The organism is Streptomyces xiaopingdaonensis (genome assembly GCF_000262345.1).
In the GTDB taxonomy this organism is placed as follows: domain Bacteria; phylum Actinomycetota; class Actinomycetes; order Streptomycetales; family Streptomycetaceae; genus Streptomyces; species Streptomyces xiaopingdaonensis.
In genome coordinates, this window is the sequence record NZ_AJTQ01000318.1 from 1 (window position 1) to 15,960 (window position 15,960).

The 15,960-nt window shown below is 74.5% G+C and carries 14 protein-coding genes and 1 pseudogene; 8 read left to right on the plus strand and 7 right to left on the minus strand.

Annotated features, from left to right (window positions below; all coding sequences use genetic code 11):
* Both UWG_RS0124525 and UWG_RS0124530 read right to left on the minus strand, forming a co-directional pair.
* Positions 1–950, minus strand: a 950-nt coding sequence (locus UWG_RS0124525) for a PucR family transcriptional regulator ligand-binding domain-containing protein (RefSeq protein ID WP_016909841.1), incomplete at its 3' end; no start/stop codon positions are given.
* 50 nt (positions 951–1,000) lie between these two features.
* Positions 1,001–3,205: a type IV secretory system conjugative DNA transfer family protein gene (locus UWG_RS0124530; RefSeq protein WP_016909842.1), complete on the minus strand. Its 2,205-nt coding sequence runs from the start codon at positions 3,203–3,205 to the stop codon at positions 1,001–1,003.
* Between the two features lie 214 nt (positions 3,206–3,419).
* On the opposite strand from UWG_RS0124530, the gene gabT reads away from it, so the two are divergent.
* Together gabT and UWG_RS0124540 are read left to right on the plus strand one after the other, a co-directional pair.
* Complete coding sequence (gene gabT / locus UWG_RS0124535) at positions 3,420–4,778, plus strand: 4-aminobutyrate--2-oxoglutarate transaminase (RefSeq protein ID WP_016909843.1); 1,359 nt, start codon at positions 3,420–3,422, stop codon at positions 4,776–4,778.
* A gap of 247 nt (positions 4,779–5,025) precedes the next feature.
* Positions 5,026–5,763, plus strand: a complete 738-nt coding sequence (locus tag UWG_RS0124540) for a phosphatase PAP2 family protein (protein WP_029391740.1) — start codon at positions 5,026–5,028, stop codon at positions 5,761–5,763.
* Here the strand turns inward: UWG_RS0124540 and UWG_RS0124545 are convergent.
* The gene (locus UWG_RS0124545; protein WP_016909846.1) at positions 5,657–6,379 is read right to left on the minus strand and encodes an ABC transporter ATP-binding protein; all 723 of its coding nucleotides are present in this window, start codon (positions 6,377–6,379) and stop codon (positions 5,657–5,659) included. The genes UWG_RS0124540 and UWG_RS0124545 overlap by 107 nt on opposite strands.
* Complete coding sequence (locus UWG_RS0124550; RefSeq protein ID WP_016909847.1) at positions 6,376–7,446, minus strand: ABC transporter permease; 1,071 nt, start codon at positions 7,444–7,446, stop codon at positions 6,376–6,378. The genes UWG_RS0124545 and UWG_RS0124550 overlap by 4 nt, the downstream gene beginning before the upstream one ends.
* Before the next feature lie 190 nt (positions 7,447–7,636).
* Here UWG_RS0124550 and UWG_RS0124555 point away from each other — a divergent pair, with 190 nt between their 5' ends.
* Both UWG_RS0124555 and UWG_RS0124560 read left to right on the plus strand, forming a co-directional pair.
* Positions 7,637–8,884 (plus strand): sensor histidine kinase, encoded by a 1,248-nt coding sequence (locus UWG_RS0124555; RefSeq protein ID WP_016909848.1) that lies wholly within the window; start codon positions 7,637–7,639, stop codon positions 8,882–8,884.
* On the plus strand, positions 8,881–9,525 hold the full coding sequence (locus UWG_RS0124560; protein WP_016909849.1) for a response regulator: 645 nt from the start codon (positions 8,881–8,883) through the stop codon (positions 9,523–9,525). The genes UWG_RS0124555 and UWG_RS0124560 overlap by 4 nt, the downstream gene beginning before the upstream one ends.
* 3 nt (positions 9,526–9,528) lie before the next feature.
* On the opposite strand, the gene UWG_RS0124565 is transcribed toward UWG_RS0124560, so the two are convergent.
* Positions 9,529–9,969, minus strand: coding sequence for a hypothetical protein (locus UWG_RS0124565; protein ID WP_016909850.1), 441 nt, complete (start codon positions 9,967–9,969; stop codon positions 9,529–9,531).
* Positions 9,970–10,064: 95 nt separating this feature from the next.
* Positions 10,065–10,604 (minus strand): DUF4190 domain-containing protein, encoded by a 540-nt coding sequence (locus UWG_RS0124570; RefSeq protein WP_237720278.1) that lies wholly within the window; start codon positions 10,602–10,604, stop codon positions 10,065–10,067.
* Between the two features lie 87 nt (positions 10,605–10,691).
* On the opposite strand from UWG_RS0124570, the gene UWG_RS0124575 reads away from it, so the two are divergent.
* Both UWG_RS0124575 and UWG_RS0124580 read left to right on the plus strand, forming a co-directional pair.
* On the plus strand, positions 10,692–11,822 hold the full coding sequence (locus UWG_RS0124575) for an adenosine deaminase (RefSeq protein ID WP_420235644.1): 1,131 nt from the start codon (positions 10,692–10,694) through the stop codon (positions 11,820–11,822).
* On the plus strand, positions 11,819–12,490 hold the full coding sequence (locus tag UWG_RS0124580) for a glycerophosphodiester phosphodiesterase (RefSeq protein WP_016909853.1): 672 nt from the start codon (positions 11,819–11,821) through the stop codon (positions 12,488–12,490). The genes UWG_RS0124575 and UWG_RS0124580 overlap by 4 nt, the downstream gene beginning before the upstream one ends.
* Before the next feature lie 460 nt (positions 12,491–12,950).
* Here UWG_RS0124580 and UWG_RS0124585 read toward each other — a convergent pair whose 3' ends face one another.
* Complete coding sequence (locus UWG_RS0124585; protein WP_016909854.1) at positions 12,951–14,384, minus strand: gamma-aminobutyraldehyde dehydrogenase; 1,434 nt, start codon at positions 14,382–14,384, stop codon at positions 12,951–12,953.
* A 315-nt stretch (positions 14,385–14,699) separates the two neighbouring features.
* Between UWG_RS0124585 and UWG_RS0124590 the strand changes: the two genes are divergently transcribed.
* Positions 14,700–15,473, plus strand: a complete 774-nt coding sequence (locus tag UWG_RS0124590; protein ID WP_016909855.1) for an ABC transporter ATP-binding protein — start codon at positions 14,700–14,702, stop codon at positions 15,471–15,473.
* A pseudogene (locus UWG_RS0124595) lies at positions 15,455–15,960 on the plus strand (hypothetical protein); the annotation flags it as partial. The gene UWG_RS0124590 and the pseudogene UWG_RS0124595, both read left to right, overlap by 19 nt.

A 15,960-nucleotide genomic window follows, 5' to 3' on the forward strand; every position in this document is an offset into this window, starting at 1 on the left:
GACGCCGGTTCGGCGACGACGACGCGCATCGGGGCGTCGAGGAGATCGCCGTAGAGCTGGCCCGCGACGGCGCGCGCGTGGTCGCCCTCGCCGACGAGCAGCATCCGCAACACCGCGGCGCCGAGGCGCTGTTCGGCCTCCTGGAGCGCGCGGGAGCGCTCCATGGTGAGGGTCAGCAGTGCTATCGCCGAGTGCACCGCGTACCGCTCCGCCGTGCCGAGCGGCTCGCCGGTGCCGACGGCGAGGACGGCGCGGGCCCGGCGGCCACCGCCGACCGACTGGAGCTCGACGCGGTCCCGCCCTCCTGCGGCCTCGCCCACCACGGCGCTCGCCGGCGCCGGGCGGTCCCGGAGGCGCTCGGCGTCGCCGACGTAGCGGGAGGCGCGGCGCACCGCCCAGGCCGGTGCCGTCGCGACGACGGCTCCCGAGACGTCGTAGAGCGCGGCCCAGCCGTCGACCTGCGAGGCGAGGCGGGCGAGGAGTGCGGCGGGGCCCTCGGGCGAGAGCGCCGCCCGTGTCATCTCGCGCTGCGCCTCGAACCCGGCGGTGACCGAACGGTACTGCTCGGCAGCGATCGCAGCCGAGACGGCCTTGCTCAGGGCGATGAAAGGGGTACGGCGCGGCACTTCGAGCAGCGGCATCCCGCCCTCGCGGCAGGCGTCGACGAGGGCGTCCGGGATCTTCTCGTAGTTGACCCCTGCGGCGAAGGCGATCCCGACGACGCCTGCGCCCGCGAGGCGGCCCACGTAGGCGCGCATCTCCCCCGGGTCCTCAGCCGGCAGCTTCAGCGCCGTCACCATGAGCAACTCGCCGCCGTCGAGGTACGGGGTGGGGTCGGCGAGTTCGCTGGCGTGCGCCCAGCGGACGGGGGTGTCCAGGTGCTCGTGCCCCGCGGCCACGGAGAGCCGCAGGGAGGAGTGCTGGACCAGCGTGGCAAGAGTCGGTGGCATAACGCCCTTCACGGTACAGGCGGGCGCGAGCGCCCCCGGTGTCTCCGAGCTCACTCTCCGAGCCTGGTCAGAACGGGTGGTGTCCGAGCGCCGCGGACCGTGGTGAGGGAGACGACGGCGTGCTCGGGCTGGAGCTCGTTGGCGAGCTCGGAGGCGGACCAGCGCTCGCGCTGCTCCGTGCGGACCGTCACCGACTCGGCGCTGACGTAGCGGCCTGTCACCAGCTTCCTGAGCGAGTGCATGAGACGGGTGAACGGTTCGTCGGAGACGAGTTGGCGGTTGGTGACCGTACGTGTCTGCACCCACTCCTTGCCCCACGCCTCGGCGAACCGCTCCGCGTCCCAGGGGCTCACGCCGGCGCAGGCGATGCGGCATCCGACGGCGCCCAGAAGCGGGCCGCGCAGGTGCTCGGGGACGTCGTCGAGCGAGCGGAGGGTGAGGACGGCGCCCGCGTGGGCCGAGCGGAGGCGCTGGAGGGCGCGGAGGGACTGCGGGGTGACCGTCTGCGCAGCGTCGTCGAGGACGAGGCAGGCGAAGAGGGATTCGTCGGTCCGTGCCGCCACCGCTTCGGCGAACTGTGCCAGGACGAGCCGCGCGAGGAGCCTCGACGCCTCGGCGTGGCCCCGCTCGGGGAGGTCGATGCGGACGCGGACGGGGTGTTCGAGGGCGCGCAGCGTGAAGGGACGGCGTTCGGGGGCATCGGCGGGCGGCCTTGCCCCCTCGGGGTGGAAGAAGCCTGCGAAGGCGGGGCGGTCGAGGAGGGCGACGCGGTCGGCGAGGAAGGAGGCGGTGTCGCCCGAGCGGCCCGACTGCCGTTCGTATGCGTCGAGTTCGCGGAGGAGGGTCTGCTTGTCGGCCTCGGTGAGCGCGGCCCTGAGCGCGTCGAGCGCCGTGCGGGAGCCGTCGAGGAGTTCGCGGAGCTCGGCGACGGTCGGGTAGCGCCCGTGGACGGCGGCGAACGGGCCGAGGAGCTGCGCGAGGCAGGTCGCAGCGCGCCGGCTGTCGCCGCCGTGCGCCTGCGCCGCGAGGTCTCCGACGAGCGCTTCGGCGAGGACGGCGGCGGCCTCGTCGGGGTCGGAGCTGCCGCCGTAGAGGTCGAGGTCGTAGCGGGACTCGGGGCTGCCGAGGCGTACGACGACGTCGAACGCCTCGTCGGGAGCGAGGCGTTCGCCCGCCGCGCCCACGGCGACGACCGCCGACTGCATCGCCAGCGCCTGGAGGCAGAGGGACTCGGTGACCGGGCGCGCGACCCGGTGGGTCTTGCCGGACCCGGGCGGCCCGACGACGAGCGCCGAGGTGCCGAGGACCGTCGGTTCGAGGGCCATGCCGGCGCCGCGGTACGCGTGGGGGTTGCGCTCGGAGTCGGGTGCGGTGCCGATGCGCACCTGGCGGAGCGAGAGGTCGTGGCGGGCGACGCGGGCTGCGAGGTCGCGGGCGCCCGAGGGGTGCGGGCAGGCGCCGGGGCCGAGCTTGAGCACGCTGTCGCGGAAGGCGCCCATCCGCTCCGGGCGGACCCTGACCGAGTGCCAGGCGCGGGTGATCCGGGCGTGGTCGACGTCGCTCATGGCGTCGGCCTCGATCGCCTCGGCGAGCCGCTCGGCCGCCTGCGGGGCACCGCCCGCGCGGAGTTCGGGCCAGCGCGCCGGGTCGACCTCGGGCGGGGGGACGGGCGGGACCTCGGGGAGCGGCGGACGGTTGCGCGGGGAGGTCCGGGTGAGCCGCGCCCGGACGCGCCGGAGCAGCTCGGCCCACTTGCCCAACTTCCCGAAGACGACGACGAGTCCGCCGAGGACGAGCGCGAAGTAGAGGTAGGAGGCGAGCTCGAACGCCACCTTGCCGTCGTCCCCCGTGCGCCAGGACTCCGGTGTGAGGGCGAGGAGCGGCCACAGCCAGAAGCTGCCCAGGTAGCCGTTGTACAGCAGCGACCACAGCAGCCAGCCGACGAGGAAGGTGACGACGGCGCCACTGACGAGCTGGCGCGCCGGGATGCGCTCGGGGTCGTCGGCCTCCCTCGGCTGGTGGTTGCGGCGCCAGATGCCGGGCTCGGCCTCGGGCCGCGGCGCCCTCAACCAGTCGGCGAGCGGCGGCCTTCGGGCCGGGGCGCCGGCAGGCATCGGGGGCGCCGCCGGCGGGTAATGCTCGACGCCCGGCGGCGAGCCGGGCTGCGGCGGGATCGACTTGTCGAGCGGCGGCCCGGCCGGACGCCGCTCGGCCTCCGCCCCGTCGCTCCGTCGGGGAGACGCCCCCATCTCCATCTCGACTGCCTCCGACCGTTGCTGGGGTCTCCCCCTCGTGCGTACCCCACCAATCTAGTGGGCGCGCACGTCAGTTGGGCCGCCTGTGGACAACCTATATCCGCTGCGGCCAACACGCCGCCGAGACTTCACCGGGCCGGTGCATGTCTCGCCCGGGCCCGCGGCCCTAGCCTGCGGAGAGGCCGACCGATCCCTTTCTCCTGAGGAGAGCGCAATGAGCACGATGACCGAACTGTCCGGAGGTCCGGAACTTCCGCAGGAGCGCAGGCTCGTCACCGCCGTTCCCGGGCCGCTCTCCCAGGAGTTGACGGCACGCAAGCAGGCGACGGTCGCGGACGGCGTCGGCGCCGTGATGCCGGTCTTCGCCCGCCGCGCCGGCGGCGGCGTGCTGGAGGACGTCGACGGCAACTCCTTCATCGACTTCGGCTCCGGCATCGCCGTGACGACGGTGGGCAACAGCGCCGAGGCCGTCGTCCGCCGCGCGAGCCGGCAACTCGCCGACTTCACGCACACCTGCGCGATGGTGACCCCCTACGAGCCGTACGTCGAGGTCTGCGAGGAGCTCGCACGGCTCACCCCCGGCGACCACGCGAAGAAGAGCGCCCTCTTCAACTCCGGTGCGGAGGCGGTGGAGAACGCCGTCAAGATCGCCCGGCTCCACACGGGCCGGCAGGCGGTCGTCGTCCTCGACCACGCCTACCACGGCCGCACCAACCTCACCATGGCGCTCACCTCGAAGAACATGCCGTACAAGCAGGGCTTCGGCCCCTTCGCCCCCGAGGTCTACCGCGTCCCCGTCGCCTACCCGTACCGGTGGCTCACCGGCCCCGAGAACTGCGCCGAGGAGGCGGCGGCGCAGGCCATCGACCAGATCACCAAGCAGATCGGCCCGGAGAACGTCGCAGCCGTACTCGTCGAACCGGTGCTCGGCGAGGGCGGGTTCATCGAACCGGCGAAGGGATTCCTCCCGCGGCTCGCCGAGTTCGCAGCGGAGCACGGCATCGTCTTCGTCGCCGACGAGATCCAGAGCGGCTTCTGCCGCACCGGCCAGTGGTTCGCCTGCGAGGACGAGGGGCTCGTCCCCGACCTCATCACCACGGCGAAGGGCATCGCCGGCGGCCTGCCCCTCTCCGCCGTCACCGGCCGCGCCGAGATCATGGACTCCGCGCACTCGGGCGGACTCGGCGGCACCTACGGCGGCAACCCGGTCGCCTGCGCCGCCGCGCTCGGCGCCATCGAGACGATGCGCGAGCAGGACCTCCCCGCGAAGGCCCGCCGGATCGAGGAGGTCATGAAGCCGCGGCTGGAGAAGCTCGCCGAGCAGTACGACGTCGTCGGCGACGTACGCGGCAGGGGCGCGATGCTCGCCATCGAGCTGGTCAAGCCGGGCGGCAAGGAGCCGAACCCGGAGGCGACGGCGAAGCTCGCCACCACCTGCCACCAGAACGGCCTGCTCCTCCTCACCACGGGCACCTACGGCAACGTGGCGCGTTTCCTCCCGCCGCTGGTGATCGGCGAGGACCTGCTCGTCGAGGGGATCGGCGTCCTGGAGGACGCACTCGCCGCACTCTGACGGCGAGCGGACGGTCCCCGGCGCCCCCGGGGACCGTCCTGCCTGCGGCGACCGCCACGTGAAGAACGTGTGCGAGGCCCATGGCCGGTGAGTAAGCGGCCTACCGGGGCGCGGCCTCCTGACGTACGGTTTCTGCCAACGCAGGGCCCCGGTCGCGGTAATCACAGGGGCCCGTCGAGTCGGCAACCGCACTTTCAGCCGGCCCGGCCGTGCCCTCGCGCACACCGCTCACCGATCGGAAGACCGCTTGTCCTACACCCCCCTGGGCCCGCGGGAGACCGGTCGAGGCCGCTCCGGGAGACTCCCCCACAGCCCGGAGCGGCCTTTCGTCTCACTGCTCCGAACCGCGGCACCGGCCGCCGCCCTGCTGCTCCTCGCCGTCGCCTGCCGGCAGGTCCTCGCCGACGGTCCGCTCCTCGGCCCCGACCGGGACCTCGCCGCCGAGCTCCGCACCGCCGACGCCGCGGCGCGCGGCCTCTACCAACTCCTCGCCGACCTGGGCAACATGGCGGTCGCGCTTCCCGTCTTCGCGGTGGCGGCCGGCTGGGTGCTGGTGCGCGCGCGGAGCTGCTGGTGGCCGGTGTGCTGCACCGTGCCGGCGCTGGTGTGCGTGCCGGTCGTGGTGAGCGGGCTCAAGGCGTGGACCGGCCGCTGCGGGCCGCTCGGCGGCGAGGGCTACTTTCCCTCGGGGCACGCCGCGACCGCCGCCGTCGCCTTCGGCTGCGCCGCGCTGCTCCTCGCGGAGCACGCGGGACCCGGCGGAGCACGGGCGGCACGGCCCGCCGCATGGAGCCTGTGGGCGGCAGCCGCCGCCCTCACCGCCGCCAACGGGCTCGGGCTCGTCGTGCGCGGTTACCACTGGCCGCTCGACGTCGCCGCTAGCTGGTGCCTTGCCGTCGTCCTGACGGCTGCGGCGAGCGCAGCCGCCCGTCGTGGACCTCCACGACCCGGTCGACGGCGGCGAGTTGCTCCCGATCGTGGGTGACGAGCAGCGTCGCGATCGCCCGCCGGTGGGTGAGGTCGGTGAGCAGCTCGACGACGGCAGCCCCGCGCTCCCGGTCGAGGGCGCTCGTGGGCTCGTCGACGAGGAGCAGGTCCGGCTCGTTCATCAGGGCGCGCGCGATGTTGACGCGCTGCCGCTGCCCGCCGGAGAGCTGGTGCGGGCGACGGTGCGCCTCGCCCTCGAGCCCCACGGCGGCGAGGAGCTCCTCCGCGCGCTCCTTCGCAGACCTCGGGCTCCGCCCCTCCAGGTCGGCCATGACCTGGAGTTGCTCCCGGGCAGTGAGCGAGGCGAGCAGGTGCGGCTGCTGGAAGACGATGCCGACCCGGGAGCCCCGCAGCCGGGTCAGCGCGGCGGCACCGCGCCCCGATGCCTCCTCGCCTGCGACCTCGACGCTCCCCGAGTCCGGCGTGACCAGCGTCGCGGCGACCGCGAGGAGGCTCGACTTCCCCGAGCCCGAAGGACCGACGACGGCGGTGACGCTCCCCGCCTCGGCCCGGAGGTTCACGCGGTCGAGCGCGGTGAGCCGGCCCCGCCCGTCGGGATAGGTGAGCGTGACATCGGTCAACCGGAGGGGGATCGGGTTGGTTGCGGCGTTCATCGTGCGCTCCCGAGTGCGATCAGCGGGTCTACTGAGGTGATGCGGCGGACGGCGAGCACGGCGCCGAGCGCCCCGAGGACGACGAGGACACCGGACGGCGCCAGCACGGACCCGGCCGTCAGCACGAACGGCACCGTCCCCGCGACGGCGGCGCCCACGGCCGCCGCGATGCCCGTACCGACGGCCGTTCCGGCGACGAGCAGCACGAGCGCCTGCCCCAACGCGTCCCGGAGGAGGTACCGGGTGGAGGCACCGAGCGCCTTGAGCACGGCGACGTCGGCGCTGCGCTGGATCGTCCAGACGGTGAAGAACGCGCCGATGACCAGCGCCGAGATAGCGAAGAGGAAGCCGCGCATCAGCTGCAGCGACCCGTTCTCCGACGTGTAGGCGCCGATGGCGGAGAGCGAGTCGCCGCGCTCGACGGTGTCCGTGCCGATCCGCCCGTCGGCGGCCGCGGTGTCCGCGCCGTCGGTCGTGAGCGCGACGACGGTGGCGTGCGGTCCTTCGCCGGCCCCCTGCGCGAGGCCCTGCCAGTCGTCGAGGGTCGTCCACACGACGGGGGTGTGGCTGAACCAGTCGTCCCCCGTCACGGCGGTGACGGTGAACTCGCCGCCGCCGAGCGTCACACGCTCCCCTGTCCCGGCGCCGAGCTCCTCGGCCGCCGCTTCGGAGAGCGCGACTTCCGAGTCGGCGAGCGCGCTCCCCCGGGGCAGGATGCCGGCGCCCGGCTCGGCGCCGAAGGCCGAGACCGAGGCGGTGCCGCCGTCGGCGCGCGCCTTGGTCGCCGCGATGCCGAGCGGCTCGGCCGCCTCCACACCCGGTGTCCGCGCCCACTGCCGCCACTGCTCCTCGCTCACCGTCGAGTCGGTGTACGAGCGGTCCTCGCCGGTGGCGCCGAAGGCGATGCGGTCGGCGCTCAACCCGGTGACGGCTGAGGTGTTCTGGTGCCCGAGCCCGGAGGTGAGCCCCGACAGCAGGCCGACGAGTGCGGCGATGAGCACAGTGACGGTCCCCATGAGGGCGAACCGCCCCTTGGCGAACCTCAGGTCCCTGAGCGCGACGAACATGGGGTGCGGCCTCTCGTGCTGATGGTCGGTGCGGCGCGTGCGCCGGCCGCCGGTCCTCGACGACGGCCCCCACGGTGCGCCGCACCCCGACCCCGCGGCATCGCGCCGGGGATCGCTCCTCGGCAGCCGAAGGGCGGCACACCGGGTCAACCTTTCGATCGATGCCGCCGCACCTCGCGCCGCCTATCCTGTGGACACCGTGAACCCCCTCTCCCGCACGCCCGTGCCCGGCTTCCTCAAGTGGTGCCTGCACCTGCTCGTCGTCGGTCTGCTGGCGGTCGCCGCCGGCCGCGCCGTGACGGGGGACGCAGCGCACCCGGCCGCGACCGCCGCGGCCGCCGCTCTCGTCGCCGCGGTGTACGCGCTCGGCCCCGTGCTGCCCGCCGTCGAGCGGTCGCTGCCGGCGACGGCGGCGTGGCTCTGCGGCGTCGGCGCCGCCTGGCTCGCGCTCACGGCGCTCACGGCGGACGGCGTGTGGGTGGCGTTCCCGTTCTACTTCCTCCTTCTCCACCTGCTGCCGCCGCGCCCCGCGCTCGGCGCCGTCCTCGCGACGGCGCTCGCTGCCGCCGCCGGGTACGCCTGGCACCACGGCGGTCCGTCGCTCGCCTCGTTCCTCGGCCCGCTCATCGGCGCCGCCGTCGCCGCTGCGACGGTCCTCGGGTACCAGGCGCTCTACCGCGAGAGCGAACAGCGACGGCGGCTGATCCAGGAACTGACCGAGGCGCGCGCCGAGTTGGAGGAGGCCGGGCGGACGGCGGGCGCGATGGCCGAGCGCGAGCGCCTCGCGCGCGAGATCCACGACACCCTTGCGCAGGGCCTCACGAGCATCCAACTGCTGCTGCGCGCCGCCGAACGCGCGCTGCCGGAGGGCGCGTCCGCCGGCCGGTACGTCGCCCAGGCCCGCAAGGCGGCGGTCGACAACCTCGCCGAAGCGCGCCGCTTCGTCCACGCACTCACGCCGCCCGACCTCTCGGGCGAGGAGGCCTCGCTCCGCGTCGCGCTGGAGCGGCTCTGCGACACCACCTCCCTCCGCCACGGACTCCCCGTCCGCTTCCACATCTCCGGGACGCAGCGGACGCTGCCCCGCCCCCACGAGGTCGCGCTGCTGCGGATCGCGCAGTCGTCGCTGGCGAACGCGGTGGCGCACGCCGAAGCGGCCGCCGCCGAAGTCACCCTCAGCTACATGCCGGACCGCGTCGCCCTCGACGTCGTCGACGACGGGCACGGCTTCGACCCGGGAGCGCTGCCGCCGCCCGAACCGGGGCACGGCGGCTTCGGACTCGCCGCGATGCGTGCCCGCGCGCGGGCGCTCGGCGGCACACTGACCGTCGAGTCCTCGCAGGGGCGCGGCGCCGCGGTCGCCGTCCAACTCCCCGTGCCGACGGGCACGTCGGAGGCTGCGGCAGCCCGGTACGGCGACGAAGGGAACACGCCGTGAACACGACCGTGCGACTCCTCCTCGCGGACGACCACCCCGTCGTCCGCGCCGGGCTGCGCGCCGTGCTGGAGGGCGAGCCGGACTTCACCATCGCGGGCGAGGCGGAGACCGCGGAACGCGCCGTGGAGCTCGCCGCGGCGGGCGGCGTCGACGTCGTGCTGATGGACCTGCAGTTCGGCTCCGGCATGACGGGCGCGGAGGCGACGGAGCGGATCACCGCGCTGCCCGCGGCGCCGCGCGTCCTCGTCGTCACCACGTACGGCTCGGACGCGGACACGCTCCCCGCCATCGAGGCGGGCGCCACCGGCTACCTGCTCAAGGACGCGCCGCCCGAGGAACTCGCCGCGGCGGTACGGTCGGCGGCCGCGGGCCGCTCCGCGCTCGCCCCTGCCGTCGCCGACCGCCTCCTCGATCGGATGCGCACACCGGGCGTCTCGCTCAGCAGCCGGGAGACCGAGGTGCTGGGGCTCGTCGCCGACGGCCTCACCAACCTGGAGATCAGCCGCCGCCTCCACCTCAGCCAGGCCACCGTGAAGTCCCATCTGGTGCACATCTACGCCAAGTTGGAAGTGGACTCGCGGACGGCGGCCGTCGCCGTCGCCTCCCGGGACGGGCTGCTGAGGCGTCGCGGCGGGAGCTGACGCTCACCCTGCCCCGACCGTCCGGTGCACGGCCCGCCGCAGCCGCACCGGGTCGGCGAGGGTGCCGCGGCCGTCGGGCAGGACGAGCCAGCGCACGCCGCCCGTCGGCCTCCCCGGGTACGGCACGACGACCCAACTCCCCTGCCCCGCACGGCGGACGGGCCCGCGCCGCGGTACGGCCGCACCCGGCGGCACGAAGAACCCGACGCGCGCCTCACCGAAGTCGGCGAGGACCGGGCCCGTGGGCGCGGGCGCCTCCCTGAGCCGTTCGAGCACGCCACGGCCGAGCCCCGCCCCGACGATGAGCACGTCCCACCGGCTTCCCGCAGGCAGCAGCGTCACGCCGAGCGGGTTCCGCTCCCACTCCTCGCGGCACCGCACAGGGTCCGGCGCCGCAGCCGCCAGCCACCGCACGGCAGCCGCCTCTCCGTCCGCGTCTTCCATGCTCACTCCCAGGCGTCGACCTCCCCCGTCGGGAGGTGTCACCGGAGAGAGCGCGAAGTCCCCCGTTCCTTACACGAGTTCGGCCGACGCATCCCTCATTCGCTGAGGACGACCGCGGCAGCACGGCCTTCGTAGGTGGGCGCCGGGTCGACCTCCTCGAGACCGTCCCGCCAGACCGTGAAGACGAGCACCAGGGCGAGCGCGATCAGCGCGGAGAGCACGAGCGCGATGATGTTGAGCACGAAACCGGCCGTCGCCTGCGCCTGCCCCCCGAGTTCGCCCCGCGCGATGCCGCGCTTCGCCTTGACGGCGAGCACCAGCCCGATGACGGACGTGATGAGCGCAATCGCGGCGCCCCAGCACGACGCCAGCAGCACGCAGCCGAGGATGCCGAGCACCATGGCCGCCACCGCCTGCCCCGTCGGCGGGGGCGGCCTGAACTGGCCCTGCCCGTAGGCGTACTGGCCCATCGCGGGCCCCTGAGGATACTGCGGTCCCTGCCCGTACGCGCCTGCGTACGGCGAGGGACCCGGCGCCTCCGGGGCCCTGGGTATCGGTGGCGGGCCCTTGCCCGCGCCCGGGGCCGCCCAGGGGCCCGGCTGTTGGGGGCCGGGCGCTCCCGGCTCGTGCGACATGGTCCGTTGCCCTCCTGAACTCTCGTCTCCCCATGCTATGCAGGGCCGCCGACACCGCTCGGCGGCGCCTTCCGCGGCGGCCCTACGATGTCCCGGGGCCGCCCGCGCCCCCGCACGCCGAAGGCCGTGCGCCGGCCAGCCGTACCGCCTGGAGGCTCCTTGCCCGCCGACCCGCGTCCGCCCTCGCCCTCCGCGGAGACCGCGGCCTTCGTCGCCGGGCTCCCCAAGGCCGAACTCCACGTCCACCACGTCGGTTCCGCCTCCCCGCGCATCGTCGCGCAGCTCGCCTCGCGCCACCCCGGCTCCCAGGTTCCCGAGGACCCGGCGGCGCTCGCCGAGTACTTCACCTTCACCGACTTCCGACACTTCGTGCGCGTCTACCTCTCGGTGGTCGAACTCCTCACCGACGCCGAGGACATCCGCCTGCTCACCTACGAGATCGCCCGCGACATGGCACGGCAGCGGATCAGATACGCCGAACTGACCGTGACGCCGGCGAGTTCGACCTCCCGCGGCATTTCGCTGGGGGCCTTCCTGGAGGCGATCGAGGACGCGCGGAAGGCGGCGGAGGCGGAGTTCGGCGTCGTGCTGCGCTGGATCTTCGACATCCCGGGCCCCGCCGGCGAGGAGGCCGCCGAGGAGACGCTGCGCGCCGCGGTGGAGCACGCGCCCGACGGCCTCGTCGGCTTCGGCCTCGGCGGTCCCGAGGCGGGTGTCCCGCGGGCGCGGTTCAAGCCGTACTTCGACCGGGCGCGCGCCGCCGGGCTGCGCAGCGTCCCGCACGCGGGCGAGACGGGCGGCCCCGAGGAGGTGCGCGCCGCGGTCGACGAGCTCGGAGCGGAGCGCGTCGGCCACGGCATCGCCGCCGTGCGCGACCCTCTCCTCCTCGCCGAACTCGTCGACCGCGGGGTGGTGTTGGAGGTCTGCCCGACCTCCAACGTCGCGACGCGTGCCGTCCCCTCGCTCGCCGCGCACCCGCTCCCGCAGCTCGCAGCGGCCGGCGTCCCGATCGCGCTCGGCAGCGACGACCCCCCGATGTTCGGCACCGACCTCAACACCGAATACGGCATCGCAGCGGCGCTCTGCGGTCTCGACGCAGCCGGGGTCGCGGCGCTCGCCGAGGAGTCCGTGCGGGCCTCGTTCCTCGACGAGCCCGGCAAGCGGCGCCTGCTGGAGGAGATCCGCGCACACCTCGACGCCTGGCACCCCGCACCGTGACCCTCGCCGCCGTGGCCCACCGCGGCGCACCCTGCACGGCACGCGAGAACACGCTCGCCGCCTTCGCCGCCGCGGTCCTCGCCGGCGCCGACGTGGTGGAGTTGGACGTCCGGTGCACCGCCGACGGCGTGCCCGTCGTGCTGCACGACGCGACACTGGAGCGGCTCTGGGGGTACGCGGCCGAGGTCGCCGCCGTCTCCTCCGACGAGGTGCGCAGACGCACCGGCGGAGGCGTACCGCGCCTCGGCGAGGCGCTGGACGCCACCCGCTCGGTACGCACCCTCGTCGACCTCCCGGAGCCGGCAGCCGCGGCACGCGCCGTCGCCGAGGTCCGCGCGGCCGGAGCCGAGCGCCGCGTCTACTACTGCGGCGGGCCCGATGCGCTGCGTGCCGTCCGGGAGGCCGATCCGGACGCCGAACTCGCACTCACCTGGCAGCGGACGGCGCCCGTTCACGCCGCCCTCGTCGAGAGGCTGCGTCCGCGGTGGCTCAACTACCGCTTCGGGCTGGTGACTCCGCAGGTGATCGAGCGGGCGCACGGCGCGGGCCTGCTCGTCTCCGCGTGGACCGTCGACCGCTCGCGCACGATGCGACGCCTCGCCTCGATGGGCGTCGACGCGCTCACCACCAACCGCGTCGAGAGACTCGTACGGCTGCTGCACGGCTGAGGGTCAGCCTCCCTGCGGCGGCTGCGGGTACCGCCGCCGGGGTCGGGCGCCTGCGGGGGCGGCTGCCGGTCGGCGTACGGGTTCTCGGGGCGCTGGGGCTGCCGGGTCCGGGCGAGGAGCTGCTCCGCGTTCTCCTTCTCCGCTCTGCTCTCGGCGCCGCAGAAGGCGCACCGCGTGAGGTACTTCGCCGGCGCTGTCGGAGGACTTCGTGGCCCGCGTGCGCGGACGGGTTGCCGCAGCGCGCAGAGGAGGTTGATGGCGAGCCGCACGAGCTTGCTCGACGATCCGAAAATGAGCATGCGGGTTCCGTTCGCGGACGCGTGGGAACAGTGACGTCCGGCCGTGGACAGCCACCGGTTCCGCCCTGGCTCCGTCGCCGCCGTGTCACGGCACCGTGCCGACTGCCTTGCGTACGCGGCCCGTCGCCGCCGCCCGGGACGGGCGGCGGCCGGGCGGCGGCTCAGAGCGACGTCATGACGTGCTTGACCCGCGTGTAGTCCTCCAGGCCGTACATCGAAAGGTCCTTGCCGTACCCGGACTTCTTGAAGCCACCGTGCGGCATCTCGGCGACGAGCGGGATGTGCGTGTTGATCCAGACGCAGCCGAAGTCGAGCGCCTTCGACATCCGCATCGCCCTGCCGTGGTCCGAGGTCCAGACCGACGACGCCAGGCCGTACTCCACGCCGTTGGCCCACTCGACCGCCTGCTCCTCGTCGGAGAAGCGCTGCACGGTGATCACGGGGCCGAAGACCTCGTCCTGCACGATCTCGTCGTCCTGCCGCAGCCCGCCGACGACCGTCGGCGCGAAGAAGAAGCCGCGCTCGCCCACGCGCTCGCCACCCGCCACGACCTTCGCGTGCGCGGGCAGCCGCTCGACGAATCCGGCGACGCGCGCCAACTGCTCGGGGTTGTTGAGCGGACCGTAGAAGCAGTCCTCGTCGGCGAGGTCCCCCGTCTTCACCTCGGCGGCGGCCTTCGCCAGCGCCGCGACGAACTCATCGTACACGCCGCCCTGCACGAGGACGCGCGTCGCCGCGGTGCAGTCCTGGCCCGCGTTGAAGAAGCCGCCGTCCCTGATGCCCTCGACGGCGGCCGGGATGTCCGCGTCGTCGAAGACGACGCACGGCGCCTTGCCGCCCAACTCCAGGTGCACGCGCTTGAGATCGGCGGCCGCGCTCCCCGCGACCTCCTTGCCCGCCCGCACCGATCCGGTGATCGACGCCATCGCCGGCACCGGGTGCTCCACCATGGCGCGGCCGGTGTCCCGATCGCCGCAGACCACGTTGAAGACGCCGGCCGGAAGGAACTCGCCCATCAGAGCGGCGAGCCAGACGGCCGACGCCGGCGTCGTGTCCGAGGGCTTCAGCACCACCGCGTTCCCTGCCGCGAGCGCGGGAGCGAACTTCCACACCGCCATCATCGCCGGATAGTTCCACGGCGCGACCTGCGCGCAGACCCCCACCGGCTCCCGGCGCACGAACGAGGTGAGCCCGTCCATGTACTCGCCGGCGGCCTTCCCTTCCAGCACCCGGGCCGCGCCCGCGAAGAAGCGGATCTGGTCGAGCATCATCGGCAGCTCCTCCTGCCGCGTCAGCTCCACCGGCTTCCCGCAGTTCTCGCATTCGATCGCGAGGAACTCGTCGGCCCGCGCCTCCAGGGCGTCCGCGATACGCAGCAGGGCGAGCTGACGGGTGCCGGGCGTCGCGTCGCGCCAGCCGGGGAAGGCCCGCCCGGCGGCGTCCATCGCTGCGTCCACGTCCGCCTGACCGGACAGCGGTGCCACCGCGTACGGCTCTCCCTTCGCGGGATCGACGACCAGGGTGGTGCGTCCGTCGGCGGCGTCCCGGTACTCGCCGTCGATGTAGTTCCGCAGCCGCCGCAACTCGGTGGTCATGTGGCGCCCCTCCTGCTCGTCTCGGTCGGGTGAGGAACCACCCTAGCCACCGGCGTGATGTTTCGACATACCCGAACTCCCGTGCAGAGCAGGCCGGCCGGGCACCGCGGATGCCCCCGCCCGCGGGCACCGTGCGACCCCGTTCGGTGGAACCGCACGCGCCCCGGAGCCGATGGTGCACCGCAGCCGCCCTCCGGTCCCTACCGTGCCAGTGACCGATGCCTCCGCCTCTCGTTCACCCGGGCGAGGGAGAGGGCCGCAGGGATCGGCGGACCACCGGCAGAGCAGCAGCACACGTGAGTGGAGGTGCCACCGATGGACACCCCGCAGGAGACGGACGCCCCACCGGAGGACGTGCTCCGGGCCTCCGGAGTGCAGTACACGTACGACGGCTCCCCCGCGCTCCAGGGCGTCTCGCTGAGCGTCGCCAAGGGGGAGATCGTCGTCGTCACGGGGTCGCGCGGCAGCGGGAAGACCACGCTGCTCGGCTGCCTCGCCGGCCAGTTGGTGCCCACGGCGGGCGAGACCTGGTTCGGCGACATCGCCACCCACCTCCTCCCCGCCGCGTCGCGCGAGCGGCTGCGCAGCGACCACTTCGGCTGGATCGGCAGCACCCCGCAGCTCGTCCCCGAGCTCACCGCGTGGGAGAACGCTGCCCTCCCCCTGCTCCTCCGCGGCACCGGCCACCGCACCGCCAGGACCAGGGCCCTCGAGTGGCTGGAGCGGCTCGATGTCGGCGGCTGCGCCGACCGGCGGCCGCCCGAGCTGCTCCAGGTGCAGCGTCAGCGGATCGCCATCGTCCGCGCGCTGATCCACACCCCCGCGGTGCTCTTCGCCGACGAGCCGACGGCGCCGCTCCACGACACCGACCGCGCCCAGGTGCTCCGCACCCTCACGGCAGCCGCGCGCTCCGAGCAGCTGACGGTGGTCCTCGCCACCCACGACGTCTCGGTGGCCACCGCCGCCGACGCGACCGGCGCCACCCTCGCCGACCGCGGCATCACCCTCGCGGACGGCCGCACGCCCGGCGAGGAGGAGCAGGCCGGTCCCGAGTGGGAGGGCAGCGAGGCGTGCTCGCTCTTCGCCTAGTCCGCGGCGCCTCCCCCGCGGCCATCCTCCGCAGGCTGCTGCTCGCCTGTGCCACGGCGGGGGTCGGCTTCCTGCTCCTCGCCGAGTTGAGCCACGCGCTCGCGCACCCGAGCAGACGCGGGGAGGCGGCGGTCGGGCTGCTCTGGTGCCTCCTGCCGCTCGCCGCCACCGTCCAGCTCGCCGCCGCGGTCGCCCGCACCGAACAGGGCGGACGCACCCGCTCCGGGCTCGCCGCCGCGGGCATCGGGGCCGCCAGGCTCCCCGCGCTCATCGCCTCCTCGACCGCCGTCTCCTGCCTCCTCGGCAGCGGCCTCGCGCTCCTCCTCCACCTCCATCTGCGCGGCGGCCTCAGCTCGCTCCCCTACGGCGGTTCCGCCGCCGAACTCCTCGCCGCCGACCGCCCGTTCCCGTCCGCCGCAGCGCTGACGCTCCTGTGCCTGCCGCCCGCCGCGGCCGCGGCGGGCGCCGCCTTCGCGACGCGCCCGCG